Below are 13,651 nucleotides of genomic sequence, written 5' to 3' on the forward strand. Positions count from 1 at the left end.
AAGGAGTCTAACCATGTCAAAACTATATTATGAAAATCCTTATCAAAAGAACTTTACAGCCGAAATCCTTGAAATTGTTGAAAAAGATAATGCTTACCATATTGTTCTCGATCAAACTACTTTTTACCCTGAAGGTGGTGGACAGCCTTCTGATACAGGAATGATTGAAGATTGTCCTGTATCCTATGTTTATGAAGATAATGATCGTATTTATCATGTTTCTTCTAAAAAGCCTATCAAAATCCATAAGGCTAAATGTCAAATTGATTGGCAACGTCGCTTTGACCATATGCAACATCATATGGCCCAACACCTTTTATCTGCTTGTCTTTTACAAGATTTCCAAGTTAAAACTTTAAGTTTCCATCTAGGAAGTGAGACATGTACATTAGATGTTGATCAATTAATGACTAAAGACCAACTTGCCCAAGTAGAAGTACATGTCAATCAAGTCATTAGCGAAAATCTATCTATTACTACTTTCTTCCCAAATAAACAAGAACTTAAAAAGCTTCCATTCAAAACACCTCTTCCAAAGATCACTGGGCCACTACGCCTTGTTCAGATTGAAGATCTAGATATAAGTGCTTGTTGTGGGACCCATCCACGTTCTACTTTAGAAATTGGATTACTTAAACTCCTAAAGTCCGAGAAACATAAAGGTGGCTTAAGGCTTACCTTTGTAGCAGGTACACGTGCAATCCATACCTTACAACAAAATGATGCACTTCATATGGAACAACTTGAAACACTCAAGAAAGAATGTACCCGCCTTCAAAATGAAACAAGGCACCTAAAAGATGTTATCTTAGACTATGAAGTACAAGATATGATTACACAAGCTGAAACTTTTAAAGATCTACATCTTGTTCAACATATTTATGAAGATGTAGATCCAAAAGTCTTACAATCTACTGGTGCCAAACTTGTTAAAACACCAAACGTGGTTGCATTACTCGGCCTTAAATGTGACAAAACATCCCATCTATGCTTTATGTGTTCTTCTAATATTAAAAAAGTAAGTATGAATACACTTCTTAAAGATAGCATTACTTTACTCGATGGCCGTGGCGGCGGTACAGACTTCTCTGCTCAAGGGGGCGGTAAGTCTGCTAGCAACTTAGAATCTGCCCTTGAATATGCCATGATGAAACTCAAAAATAGCTTATAAGAAACTTACAAATTCTTAAATGACATTAAACGTTCTAAGAATCTATAAAGGGAGCTGTTGCACAATTAGCCGATTAGGTTAGTTGTGCAATAGCTCCCTTACTTTACATGTTTTCAATTAATACTTTCTTATCTTCATTACAAATAATCTTACGCTCACTACCTGTTAAGTAAGTCTTAAGAACCACTTTCCCACCCCAAAGGGTTTGAATATATTTAAGGGTCTCTGTTGCATAAGAAAGTTGAAGTTCACGACCATCATATAAATGGTTTAAAACTAATGTATTGTCTTTACGAATTACTTCTTCAACTTCTATGTTTGGAATACCACCCATTCCTACACTATTAGCAAGGGTGTTTCTTACATTTTTCCAACCCTCTTCATTTGAAACTTCTGATACCACATAATAGCGCTCTTCTTCTTCAAATACACAAAGATTACAAGCATTTGCTATATCATAAGTTAAATAGTTACGAATAAAAGAAGCATCTCTTTCAACTTCTCTTATTCTCGCTAATTCACTAAAGTCATGGTCATAGCGTTCATATAAATCTTCCCAAATCTTAAATCCAATAAAATAGGGGTTCAGTCTACCTGGCACTGTACAGATCACATTATTATGATGTTTTAGGAATTCTAGTTGCATACCTGGTGGTAAGTTTAAGCGATTAACAATGTTATAATGCCAAAAACTCGCCCAACCCTCATTCATAATCTTTGTCTCAATCTGAGGCATAAAGTAACGGCTTTCTTCCATTACGATCAACAAAATGTCTTTTTGCCACTCTGCTAGGTCACCTTCACGCCACAAGAAATCAAGGATATTATCACAAGGAAATTCAATTTTTTCTTCAAACTGAGCACCATTTTTCATAAAGCTACCACAGTGATGCTTAATGGCATGAGCTGCATCTAATATAGATTCTACTTCGCTATAACCAATACTTGGATCTTGGATATATTCTCTTATACGTCCTGCATGATTTTTAAACATATCTACGGTTAGATCCGCTTTAGTATAAGATTTGAATAATCTATTATTTTTAAAGAAATCATTATGACCGTATACATGAGCAATAGTTAGAATTTGAAGAACTAGGCTATTATCTTTCATCAAGTAGGCAATACAAGGATCCGAGTTAATAACCATTTCATAGGGAAGACCTGTCAAATTGTAGTTATACAACGTTTTAATACGTTCATAATTCTTACCAAAACTCCAATGAGGGTAATGAGAAGGCATACCTACATAGGCTTCATAACAAATCATATCTTCAAAACTAATAATTTCAAACTCTTGTTCATAATAATCTAAACCGATACCTTTAGCAATTTCCTCAATACGTTCATTATACTCTGTTAATTCCTTGAAGGAATAGTTCATGATACATCCTCCCCTCCTCCTGACCTTTGCTCTATCTTCAACATATCAACAAAGGCTTTCCATACATCTTCTTTTTTAAAGATTTTAACAGCTGAGAAGTTTGGACTTTTTACCTCTTCTACATACTTATTCATAATTGTACTTGTATAGGTGCTGATTTTAATTTCGCCGTATCCAAATAAATTACATGTATCACATAATTTATTTGCAAGCTCTACAGCACGATCATTATCTTCTCCCCAGTTATCACCATCACTACAGTGGAATGCATAGATATTCCACGCATCAGGTGGATAACGCTCTTCTATAACTTGTAGCGCCTTTTCGTAACCACTACTAATATAGGTACCACCACTTTCACCTCTATGGAAGAAATCATCCTCAGTTACTTCCTTTGCAACGGTTGTATGAGCAACAAAGACAATCTCTACATTGATATACTTAACTTTTAAGAATTGATAAAGTAAGAAGTAGAAACTTCTTGCTAAATACTTTTTGGTATGGCCCATAGAGCCTGATGTATCCATGATACAAATAACAACCGCATTTGAATCTCTTTGCATTTTCACTTTTCGTCTAAAATATTTTAAATCATCTTCATGGAAAGGCACACGCATATCTTCTACGTCTAAGTTTAACTCGGCTGCTGCACGTTTTAAGCATTTCTCCCTTTTAATCTTAGACATAACAGTATGCTTTTTAGAAAGGCGTGGAGGGATGCCTTTCTGCTGAACCCCCCACTTTTTCTGACTATCTTCTGATTCTACTTCTTTGAACTTTTTCTGTTCCAAATAAGGTAAGTCTAAATCTTCAAATAAATAATGAATAGCCTCATCTACAGTAATTTCTGTTTCATAGATATCTTCGCCTTCTCCATTACCTGCTTCATTAGACTCATCTCCATCCCCTTTAGGAACACGTTTACCCTTTTGTTCATTCCCTGTCCCCGAACCAACACCTTGTTGATTTTTGCCATATCTAAAGTAGTATTCTTTAAGCCCTTTAATGGGAATCTTAATCTTCTTATTTTTGGTCTGACCTACTATACTTTCCTCTGCAATAATGCTGCCAATATTTTCTTTAATACTTTTTTCTACTAACTCTTTATGCCTACGACGGTCTTCAATACTACGATCTCTGCTATTGGCTTCAAACTCTTTAAAAATTGCCATAGCAATCACCTAGTCTTTCCATAAATTATTAGCAGCGTACTTCAAGATAACATTACAGCAGTGATCGCAGTAACCATTGTGTTTCATTTCTTCTACCATCGCATCATATTTTTCATTTTGATCTTTGTCACGCACCTTGCTCTTTGTAATAATACGAGAAAGTTCGCGTACAGAAGATGTTAATTTCTTTTCAATCGCTTCTTTAAGTGGTTCATAAGAAGTATAGTCTACAGTTGTACCATTACGGATAACTGAGAACATATAAGCTGTAACATCTTGTCTAAAACCTTTAGCACCACTTTGAGTCACACCAATTTGTTCTTCAATAGAACGCATGAACACTTCATCTGGTGAAAGTTCTTCCCCTGTACTATCATCTTTAAGTTTTGTTCTATTAACATAAGCTTCAGCATGGTCAAGATAGTTATTAAATAAATCTTGTGCTTGATCTTTATAACCATGGATAAAGGCTTTTGTAACTTCTTTTTCAAGAATCTTATGATATTCTTTTTTAATTGTATCTTGTAAGAAGCCTAAATAACGTTTTTTAAGTTCATCAGAAATAGACATTTCTTTGATTTCACGTAATAAAACTTCCATCAAACTAATTGGATTAATACAATTAGATTCTGATTCTGAAAGGGCTGTATCTAACGCTTTAGAAATAAAACGTGTAGAAATACCAGTCATCCCTTCTCTTTCTGCTTCTTCTTTAAGTTCACTAATATCAATACGTTTTGTTGTCCCTTTTTCTATAATTTCTTCACCATTATAAATTTTAAGCTTAGTCATAGGGTCTACCTTATTAGATGGTGTAAGCCTTGTAAGAATTGCAAACATAGAAGCAATTTCTAGTGTATGTGGTGCAATGTGCGCATCAAAGTATGAGTTACCTAGCATCTTTTGATAGATTTTAACTTCTTCATTTAATTCTAGGCAATAAGGTACTTCCACTTTTACAATACGGTCTAAAATCGCTTCATTGGTATGATCTGACCTAAATTTATTCCATTCAGCTTCATTTGAGTGAGCTAAAATAACCCCATCAAAGTAAATCATAGAACCTTTTCCTGGTGAAGGTACATTCTTTTCTTGTGTTGCTGTGATCATGGTATGCAAATACTCTACGTCATTTTTGAAGACCTCAATAAATTCTACAATACCACGGTTCCCTACGTTGAAAGCACCATTTAAAGAAAGTACACGTGGATCATCTTCAGGATAAAGGTCCATTTTTGAAATATCTACTGATCCTACAAGTACAGAAGTATCTTGATTGTTTGGATCAACAGGAGGTACGACACCAATTCCTTTTCTAGATCGAACAGAAAAGTCCGTCTTTACAACAGGGAAGTCTTCATATTTTCCTTTAAATTCATGGATTAATCGATAACGACATACTGGACATAAGTCACCTTCTATTTTGACACCTAATGCATCCTCAAATGCAGCACGACTATGTTTTGGAATTAAGTGAAGAGGTTCTTCACGCATTGGGCATCCTTCAAGAGCATAAATAGGTTCACTTGTTTCAAGCAAACGTTTAATCGCATCAATTAAAGAAGATTTACCAGCACCAACAGGACCAACTAAATAAAGTACTTGTTTGGCTTCTTCACCTTGCATGGCTGCAGAGTGTAAGTATCTTACAATCTTCATCAAAGTCTTATCAATACCAAAAAAGTTTTCTTTAAAGAAATGATACTGTTTTAATGTATCTTTTCCATAGATCCTTCTAAGCCTTGGATTTTCCTCTGTGTGTACCAATGTCATACCTTGGTCTACAATCAGGTCATAAATACGCTTATGAGCTAACTTATATGCTTCGGGGTTTTCTTGTAATATATGTAAGTAATCAAGGAAAGTCCCCTCAAACTTATAATCTTGCTTCGCCCGTCTATCAGCTTTAATCATTTCAGAAAAATCTACCATATTCATATCACTCCTTTGAGAGTATGTTCGTGCTTATTATCAAATATATGGTGAAAACTACTTTTCCATGATTAATTTTTAAGTTAATTTTTTGGATAAATCCATACTCGTTTAAATAGAAAGAAATTATATTCAATTCCTATCTAAAAAATGCTATAATGATACTCATCATACTAAAAGGAGGACCTATTTTTGATTATTCCGTCTCAAGCTTTATTGACAGACTTTCTTCTCCCAAAAGCTGATCGCACTGGCAACTACTTCGGTCATATTATGGGAACTGGATTTATTCAAGATTATCGTGATTTTTTAGCACGTTTGAATCAACTCTCTACTGACACGACTCAGCAAATATTGCTTTTTAAAACGGCTCTTAATAAGCCAAATGATATAGATGTACTCATTCAAGAAATCAAGACACTTCCTATTGGCAATTTTACCTCTTCTCATTTAGAATTTACGCGGTTTGATGACTTTAATACAGCCATTATTCAAGCTTTAGATATGATTATTCCTCATGCCATTCATACCGAACACTTTCCAAATGACGAACTTCAAAACTTATTTATTGCCAAGTTATTTTATTGGATTCACACCTATCTTGAGCCTATAGACTTTTCAAAATCTGAAGTCCCTAAAGCTATTTTCTACGGTCCTATCAAACGTCAAGAATGTTATTTTATCCTTCTCTTAGCTCTAGTAGGCTTTGATACTTTTTACCTAAACCCAACTCATGATGTTACGTTCGGACTTATTGATAGCCTTGGTCTAAGCCAAACACTGATTTTAGGTGAACCTGCGCCCTTTGAAGACTTTGATGACTTAGCTCATGCAGGAAGCGTTATTGACCATATTACTACTTCAGCTCGTCACGCTACTGACCAATTAGAAGCTTTTATGTATACAGATAGTGGACTTTTTAAACCTTGGCAATTTGCAAAAGGGACAACCAAGCCCCTCTTATTAGATGCTGTTTTAGAGGATTTAGAAACTTATTGGGACGAACCTTCTAAATTACGACCTGGTTTTAAAACAAGTGGTCAAGTTGTTTATCCACCTGTTTTCTTTACAAAAATTGCTGGCGTCCATTTAGATTTAGAAGCCTATTTTACTTTTGTCCAGAAGTTATGTAATAGCAAACATTATGTTCTCTATACCCAGACCCATTTTGCCAGCCTTAATAAAGTCTCTTCTAGAGATATTTACTCTTTGATCTATTGTTTAAATCCTGATAAGACCATTAATCGTGAAGCACTTAAAGCCCATGTGCTTTATAAGCACCTTCTCACTTTTAGATCAGAGGTACAAACATTTATTTTAGACAAATTAGATGCTTTATTAGCACCTAATACATGCGAAATCTTTAATTTCAAAATCACAGATAAAGAGCGTAGCAACCTTATCGCCCTTACTCTTACGCTAGAAAATCAGCTTTTAAATCTTATTGATAGTTACGACTTCCCTCAAGATATTCCAAAGTTGATCCTCTATATTAATAATCGTGCAACGTTTACAACAGAAGTCAGTATGTTACTTGCCTTACTCCATACCATTGGATTCGATATTATCTTACTCTGTCCTAATGCTGCAAATAACATCGAGCTCTTACTTTCTGATCAATATATCAAGACTTTACGTTTACCTGAACTAGCTTATGACTTACAACTTAGAAAACCTCAACCTGTAAAATCCAAATCGTTCTTCAATAAATTTTTTAGATAAAGGAGTTATACATTATGGCAATTCATTTTAATCCAAACCAAACTCAAGAACAACCTACACCCACTGTTGATCTAGAAAGCTCCGTTTTAAATGGTATCACACTAGAACCTACTGCTCCTACTACCCTACAACCTGTTAAACAAGAAGAAGTTGCAACATTTACCCAAAATTACAAAGAAAAACTTCGTAAGCTTCCTGAAGTCGAAGCCCTTACTGGTGAAATTCGTGTGGATGATCCCACTACAGTCTTAATGTTTGGTCAAAATGCTACTGTTGGGATTTCTAAAGTATCCGATAACCTACTCTCAACCATGAAAGCTGTTAAAGCCGAAGAAGCAGGTGAAATGATTAATCAGCTTACTAAAATTATGGATAAGTTTGACATTAAAGATTTAGAAGATGTAAAAGAACCTTCCTTTTTTGGCAAAATCTTTAATAAAGCTAAAAACTCTGTAGAATCACTTTTTGAAAGATACGATACAATGGGTAGTGAAGTAGATAAGGTTTATACTGTTCTAAAAAAATATGAATTTGATATTGCTAAATCTAACGATACTTTGAAAAAAATGTATGATACTAACATTACTTATTATCAAGACTTAGAAAAATATATTGTTGCTGGTGAAATGGGTATTGAAGAAATTAATACAAAGCTTATTCCTGAGTTTGAACAAAAGGCTCTCGCTAGTGGTAGCCAGTTAGATCTTGCCAATGTAGAAAGCTTAAGGCGTATTGGCGAAATGCTTGAACAACGTGTTTATGACTTACGTGTAGCTGAAAATATCGCCCTTCAAACTATTCCTATGATCCAAGGTATTCAATACAGTAACTTTAACCTTACCCGTAAGATCAATTCGGCTTTCATCATTACACTTCCAATCTTTAAACAATGCTTAACGCAAGCCGTTATGCTTAAACGTCAAGAATTACAAGCTAAAAGTTTAAAAGCACTTGATGACAAAACTAATGAACTTCTCCTTCGTAATGCTCAGAATATGGCAACTCAATCTACTAACATTGCAAAAATGGCTACTGGAAGCTCTGTACATATTGAAACCTTACAAAAAACTTGGGAAACGATTATGGACGGTATTGAGCAAACTCGTGCCATCGAAGCCGAAAATCGCTTAGCACGTGAAAATAATACAAAGACTCTTGAGTCTATGAAGTTAGAAATGGCTCAGAAATTAAATGTAGAATAAATAGTAAAAAGATTTTAGCCCTAAATACGCTGTTTAAATAAAGTGTATTTAGGGCTAAAATCTTTTCAATAAGTTTTATTTTTTACTCTATCTTTTTTCTACAATCCGTATTGCTCTGATTGCATAGATTGAAGCAATATATTTAACTTCCAGTGTGTATGATCATGTATCAGTTGAAAAAGTGTGATTGGATTTGTTTGCGCATAGTGCTGTAATAGGGGAATCTTCAAAATCTCTTCTTGTGTTTTTGTATGCACTACTCTAAGCCAAACGTCTTCTGGGACTGCTGTAGGAAGTTTACCTTTTTTTAAGTGATACGGGTGGAGTACAAAATTAAAATACTGAATATTATCTGGTATATTACTAAGCTTAATAAAGATCTGTTCATCTTGATAACCAGACTGTGTTATTTGATCTCCCATATGTCTTATACACTGTGTAGGATGCCTTAAATTATCTAATGCGATCTTATTTCTCTTATCCCTAAGCTTCTCTCCTTCTTCTAATAAAAGCACAGTTGTAGCATATCGACATTCCTGTGTATTTAGATGTAGAAAACTTAACAATCCCTTTCTTTTTATATCATTAGATTTCCACTGAATTTCGATCATAAATTGGTCTTGCTCCCTAGATAATTCTGTTAAATCTAAGCTTTGACCTAATTTTAATCCCATTAACATATGACTTCCTCCCTAGAACTCATACTCTTATAATTCAAATTTATATACTATTCTATTATCTTCAAAATCATATGTCAATATTGATTATACAAAAAGCATCTATCTCCTCTAATGCACAGGAGATAGATGCTTTGTATTATAGGCTTCTACTAAACTTTGTACTTGGTAATAACGTTTTCCATCTACATAATCAATATATTGTATCTTGCGAATATCTAATGTATTAAATAATACATGTGCATAGTCCTTTGCTACATAATACTCTCCATCTACAACTAATACAGGTACCGTGTACTTCATAGGTACAGTAAGTGTTGCACCTGAAAATTCCTCGATTTCACCAAGGAAGTTACCTTTTTCCATAAGGTTATGATACGTAGAAACTAATTCCTTTTGACTCGAGAGTGTATAGTCTTCTTTACCTTCTGAACTGACTTCAGCCATATCAACATCTATATAGAGTATACCTTTTATGCGTGGATAAGATTTAGGAACTGTATCATAAAAATAATTGAGTAAATTGACTGCTTCAGCAATTTGATACGTATGGTCTACTCTAGAATAATGAGAAATGGCTACACCTGATAAAATAAGTGGTTTTTCTGATTGGAACGTCTTATACCATAGGTCTAGACCTTCTTTATAATTAGCTGTATATTCTGTTCCAGACTCATACTGTGGTAAATAAGCATTCAACCCAACCCAGTCTACCATATTGTTTCCCGGGTAATAATTAACATAACTACTTACATCTTCAATATCTACACTCCACACAACAACTGCATTATCTAAATGCTTTTTGATGAGTTCATAACTTGTTTTGTAGTAGGCTTTATAAGCCTCTGGGTCACCTGTTTCTCTATTAACAGGATACAGTTCTATAAATACCGGCTCTTTATATTTTGTTTTTACATCACTCACTAAGTGATAAATAGGTGTTGTATCATAATCTTGATTCATCATAATTTTGATATAAGGCGTTTGTTTGTTTGCTAGACATTCTAGCATTTGCCTACTTGTTACATCACCTGAACCTTGATATTGCATGACTCTAAAAGCTTGTTTACTTCCTACTAATTCCTCAAACTTTTTAATGTCATTATCTAAAGCTGAATTACTCTCTACATAAGCGCCTGTATAAATGCCTTGTACAGGTTCTAGTAATCCTTTTTCTACATGATTTGGAATATATAAATCAACAAGCTTCTCCTCACACTCAGATGTAAGGATTGTCTCACTCGCTATAACAGGTTGGTCTACAATCTCTGAGCTACACCCTACAAGTAGGGCGGTACATAATAAAACCCCTATGAGTGTTTTCTTCATTCTTCTCACCTCATAGGGATTATAGACTTTTTTTTAATCTTCTATACATCTTTATCCTGTATATATTTTGCAAGTGGCTTTAAATAATTTAAATAAAGCCCGCCTTCTATAAAAATTTCATAATCTGTATTAAATGCAGCATAAGGTATTGATTTACGCCCTCCATTCACTGCAATGTTATAATACTTTTTAATTTCTTCTAATGTAAATAAAAAATATCGGTCATACTTTTTAAAATAGACAATAAGAAAGGCCTCTCCACCTTGATTTTGGAAGTCCTCCATAAACTCAATCTGATGAAGATGAATATTAGCTAATGGAAGGGCTTCCTTAGTTGTCTCTTTCGCATCAAAACATATGGGTGTACCTTGAGCTACACCAATATAGTCTACTGTACTTTTTTGATCAAAATAAGCTAAGGTAATAACTCCTTTTGTCTTATCTATTGTAATGGGTTTTATAGGCGTAGGAATCTTTTGAACCATCGCTAATTTTAACTCTCTATATTTCTCATTGGTTGTATTAATAGTTTCTTCTAATACACTTCCTCTTAATCCTCTCGTATTCCAATATGCCATTTTTTTCCTCTTTTCTTGATTTTCTGTAATTTTTTGGTAAAATAGAAATATAAGTTGAAAGGGGGATTTTATGCATCTTATTCTATTTGTTCTAAAATGCTTTATTACAAGATTTAATTTTTTTCATTTATCTCCTCTAGATCAAGCACTTGAACTTAAACGTAATCATCTTTACTACTTAGCTGGCCGACTTTATCTTAAAGAAAAAGCTTATAAAAAAGCAATCTACTGTTTTGAAAAATGTCATGCTTATCGCTCGCTTATGTACTGCTATGAAAAACTCGGTAATACTTCCGTGGCTTTAGAAGTTGCGGACAAGCATCACCTCTATAAAGAAGGTGCCATGCTATGCAAAAAACATAATAATGATAAAAAAGCAGCTTACTTCTATAAATATTATAATCCTTATCTAGCTGCAAAACTTTATAAGAAATGTAGCTGTTACTATGAGGCTGGTTTATGTATGTTAGAAAATCATCAATATTTAAGTGCTATCGAAACTTTTTATAAATGTACAGATCCTCTAGATAAGCTTGCCGGTCTTCGTCAAGTAGAAGAAGTAGCGATTGTGATGTACTTAAAGAAATTCTATTATGAAAGTATGCACCTTTTCACTGCTCTTGGAGACTATTATTCTGTATTAGAGTGTGCTAAAAGACTGGATGATCCTGTTCTTATTGATGAAACCTCTAAACTTATCGCTTCTTTTGAAGCAGAAGATAATAATTACGCTCTTGCTGCCCACTACATAGCATCTAGCAATCATGATACAGCTTTACTCTACACCTATCTTTCTTATAGAGATAACGATGCACTCAAGCTTTCTTTATTTAAAGGGGCCTACTTTAATGCCCTTAAAATATGTTTTCATAATAATGACTTACCCCTTGCAAAACAAGTGGCGAAACTCTATGCTTAGAGCTTCGCCACTTTAACTTCCTATAAGACCTTCACCTACACAAATTTCACTATATATTTTAGGTGCTGCTACAGTAAATACTCTATTTTCCATGTAGTCAAATACACTCTCACACAATTCAAATTTAATCTTATAAGCACATAAAACTTGATATGCTAATCCATAGCAATTCTTGAAATATTCGTTTTCTGATGCATCACCATATTTAGGATCTCCTATAATCGGATGTCCTATTTGACTTAGGTGTGCACGAATTTGATGGGTTTTACCTGTTACAAGTTGTACTTCTATTAGCGTATAACGCCCATTACTTTGTAAAGGTAGAATACGTGTCTCTACAGGTTTTGCACCCTCAACATATTCTTCTACAATTTTAACTTCATTTTTACCTTTTTCTTTAATATGGTAACCTTTAAGAACCATCGGCTCTGTAATACGCCCAAGTACGATACTCATGTAGTACTTAGAAATTTGTTTTGTTTTTAGCATTTGACTAATTTGTTGAGTTGCCTTTAAGTGCTTTCCTACAAGTACAATTCCAGCTGTATTACGATCTAGACGATTACATGGTGCTGGAATAAATCCATTGGCCTGTTTAGGATTATAAGAACCATTCGTTGATAAATAGTACTGTACCTCTTCTGCTAGGCTATGTCCATCTGCTTTATCTTTTTGTGTTAAAAGACCTAAAGGCTTGTCTACAATAAGGATATTTTGATCTTCATACACAGTCTTAAAATTAATTGGACTTATGCCTATAGATCTATTTTCTTGCATTTCTTGTATCTGTTCATCATGTAAAAAAATCTTTATGATATCTCCTTCTACAAGAAGTTCATTACCCTTTGGTTTCTTCCCATTATATTTAATTTTATTTGTTCTCATCCATTTATAAAGAAGACCTTTAGGACATTTATTCATATATTTTAATAAAAATTTATCTATTCTTTGTCCTGCTTCATATGGATTAATTGCCACTTCTTTCATGGTATACTCCTATTTACATTAACATGCCATCAATAATTTTCGTATTTCCTTGTAAAGCTTCACTTGCAAAGCAAGCATCTTTTTCTATTTTAACTGTTGCATTCTTAATAGCTTTTCCATTTTCAGCACAAATATAATGTAACTTTGACCCATCTATACCTTTGTTATTCATTCTTAAATTTAATAGTGGTTTTGCTTTTGCAATCATCTCTTGATTCTTACTAATAAAGTAAAAGTTTCTTGATGTTACTATAATGTGTTCAAAATAAAGTGTCACCGTTGTATCTGGAATAATACAACTATGATAACTATCAAAACTTCCTTTCATATGATCAAGGATTTCTGAATGTTTTACTTTTGGATCTTTATACTTGGCATATGCAAAATATCTAGATACATTTAAAGCTACAGGTAATGCCAACAATGCTGCTACTATTGTAAAGTAACTTGCATTTTCATTGGTAAAAAAGAACCCTATCGTTACAATCGCTACAATTACAAGTCCCCATCCAATACTTTTTATCAAATGGCTCTTTTTCTTTTCTTTTATATAGTCTTTTGGTTGTTTTATCATATGT

12 protein-coding genes are annotated in these 13,651 nt (G+C 33.7%); 4 read left to right on the plus strand and 8 right to left on the minus strand.

Going from position 1 to position 13,651, the window contains the following annotated elements; translation table 11 throughout:
* The first annotated feature begins 13 nt into the window (after positions 1 to 13).
* A complete protein-coding gene (locus BN2390_RS09870; RefSeq protein ID WP_053984190.1) occupies positions 14 to 1,171 on the plus strand; it encodes an alanyl-tRNA editing protein in 1,158 nt (385 codons plus the stop codon).
* Between the two features lie 103 nt (positions 1,172 to 1,274).
* Here BN2390_RS09870 and BN2390_RS09875 read toward each other — a convergent pair whose 3' ends face one another.
* The 3 genes from BN2390_RS09875 to BN2390_RS09885 are packed head-to-tail and all read right to left on the minus strand — an operon-like array spanning position 1,275 to position 5,659.
* On the minus strand, positions 1,275 to 2,555 hold the full coding sequence (locus tag BN2390_RS09875; RefSeq protein WP_053984191.1) for a SpoVR family protein: 1,281 nt from the start codon (positions 2,553 to 2,555) through the stop codon (positions 1,275 to 1,277).
* The gene (gene yhbH, locus BN2390_RS09880) at positions 2,552 to 3,727 is read right to left on the minus strand and encodes a sporulation protein YhbH (RefSeq protein WP_053984192.1); all 1,176 of its coding nucleotides are present in this window, start codon (positions 3,725 to 3,727) and stop codon (positions 2,552 to 2,554) included. Before yhbH ends, BN2390_RS09875 begins: the two co-directional genes overlap by 4 nt.
* A 9-nt stretch (positions 3,728 to 3,736) precedes the next feature.
* Entirely contained in the window at positions 3,737 to 5,659 is a 1,923-nt protein-coding gene (locus BN2390_RS09885) for a PrkA family serine protein kinase (RefSeq protein WP_330373735.1), read from the minus strand.
* Positions 5,660 to 5,851: 192 nt separating this feature from the next.
* Here BN2390_RS09885 and BN2390_RS09890 point away from each other — a divergent pair, with 192 nt between their 5' ends.
* The gene (locus BN2390_RS09890) at positions 5,852 to 7,381 is read left to right on the plus strand and encodes a YceG family protein (RefSeq protein ID WP_053984194.1); all 1,530 of its coding nucleotides are present in this window, start codon (positions 5,852 to 5,854) and stop codon (positions 7,379 to 7,381) included.
* 14 nt (positions 7,382 to 7,395) lie between these two features.
* The gene (locus BN2390_RS09895) at positions 7,396 to 8,583 is read left to right on the plus strand and encodes a toxic anion resistance protein (protein WP_082238719.1); all 1,188 of its coding nucleotides are present in this window, start codon (positions 7,396 to 7,398) and stop codon (positions 8,581 to 8,583) included.
* Positions 8,584 to 8,681: 98 nt separating this feature from the next.
* On the opposite strand, the gene BN2390_RS09900 is transcribed toward BN2390_RS09895, so the two are convergent.
* From BN2390_RS09900 to BN2390_RS09910, 3 genes are all read right to left on the minus strand, one after another.
* On the minus strand, positions 8,682 to 9,263 hold the full coding sequence (locus tag BN2390_RS09900; RefSeq protein WP_053984195.1) for a TerD family protein: 582 nt from the start codon (positions 9,261 to 9,263) through the stop codon (positions 8,682 to 8,684).
* Between the two features lie 108 nt (positions 9,264 to 9,371).
* The gene (locus BN2390_RS09905) at positions 9,372 to 10,589 is read right to left on the minus strand and encodes a glycosyl hydrolase (RefSeq protein WP_053984196.1); all 1,218 of its coding nucleotides are present in this window, start codon (positions 10,587 to 10,589) and stop codon (positions 9,372 to 9,374) included.
* Positions 10,590 to 10,630: 41 nt separating this feature from the next.
* Positions 10,631 to 11,167, minus strand: coding sequence for a Holliday junction resolvase RecU (locus tag BN2390_RS09910; protein ID WP_053984197.1), 537 nt, complete (start codon positions 11,165 to 11,167; stop codon positions 10,631 to 10,633).
* A gap of 70 nt (positions 11,168 to 11,237) precedes the next feature.
* On the opposite strand from BN2390_RS09910, the gene BN2390_RS09915 reads away from it, so the two are divergent.
* Positions 11,238 to 12,086, plus strand: coding sequence for a hypothetical protein (locus tag BN2390_RS09915; RefSeq protein ID WP_053984198.1), 849 nt, complete (start codon positions 11,238 to 11,240; stop codon positions 12,084 to 12,086).
* A gap of 12 nt (positions 12,087 to 12,098) precedes the next feature.
* On the opposite strand, the gene BN2390_RS09920 is transcribed toward BN2390_RS09915, so the two are convergent.
* A complete protein-coding gene (locus BN2390_RS09920) occupies positions 12,099 to 13,073 on the minus strand; it encodes an RluA family pseudouridine synthase (protein ID WP_053984199.1) in 975 nt (324 codons plus the stop codon).
* A gap of 13 nt (positions 13,074 to 13,086) precedes the next feature.
* Positions 13,087 to 13,647: a hypothetical protein gene (locus BN2390_RS09925; protein ID WP_053984200.1), complete on the minus strand. Its 561-nt coding sequence runs from the start codon at positions 13,645 to 13,647 to the stop codon at positions 13,087 to 13,089.
* Between the last annotated feature and the right edge of the window lie 4 nt (positions 13,648 to 13,651).

Source organism: Niameybacter massiliensis (assembly GCF_001282685.1).
GTDB lineage: Bacteria > Bacillota > Clostridia > Lachnospirales > Cellulosilyticaceae > Holtiella > Holtiella tumoricola.

Bases quoted from the DNA above. Each gene is read 5' to 3' on its own strand.
- BN2390_RS09900 (WP_053984195.1), bottom strand. From the start codon at position 9,263: ATGTTAATGGGATTAAAATTAGGTCAAAGCTTAGATTTAACAGAATTA.
- BN2390_RS09905 (WP_053984196.1), bottom strand. From the start codon at position 10,589: ATGAAGAAAACACTCATAGGGGTTTTATTATGTACCGCCCTACTTGTA.
- BN2390_RS09875 (WP_053984191.1), bottom strand. From the start codon at position 2,555: ATGAACTATTCCTTCAAGGAATTAACAGAGTATAATGAACGTATTGAG.
- BN2390_RS09885 (WP_330373735.1), bottom strand. From the start codon at position 5,659: ATGGTAGATTTTTCTGAAATGATTAAAGCTGATAGACGGGCGAAGCAA.
- BN2390_RS09915 (WP_053984198.1), top strand. From the start codon at position 11,238: ATGCATCTTATTCTATTTGTTCTAAAATGCTTTATTACAAGATTTAAT.
- BN2390_RS09925 (WP_053984200.1), bottom strand. From the start codon at position 13,647: ATGATAAAACAACCAAAAGACTATATAAAAGAAAAGAAAAAGAGCCAT.
- BN2390_RS09920 (WP_053984199.1), bottom strand. From the start codon at position 13,073: ATGAAAGAAGTGGCAATTAATCCATATGAAGCAGGACAAAGAATAGAT.
- BN2390_RS09870 (WP_053984190.1), top strand. From the start codon at position 14: ATGTCAAAACTATATTATGAAAATCCTTATCAAAAGAACTTTACAGCC.
- yhbH (WP_053984192.1), bottom strand. From the start codon at position 3,727: ATGGCAATTTTTAAAGAGTTTGAAGCCAATAGCAGAGATCGTAGTATT.
- BN2390_RS09895 (WP_082238719.1), top strand. From the start codon at position 7,396: ATGGCAATTCATTTTAATCCAAACCAAACTCAAGAACAACCTACACCC.
- BN2390_RS09910 (WP_053984197.1), bottom strand. From the start codon at position 11,167: ATGGCATATTGGAATACGAGAGGATTAAGAGGAAGTGTATTAGAAGAA.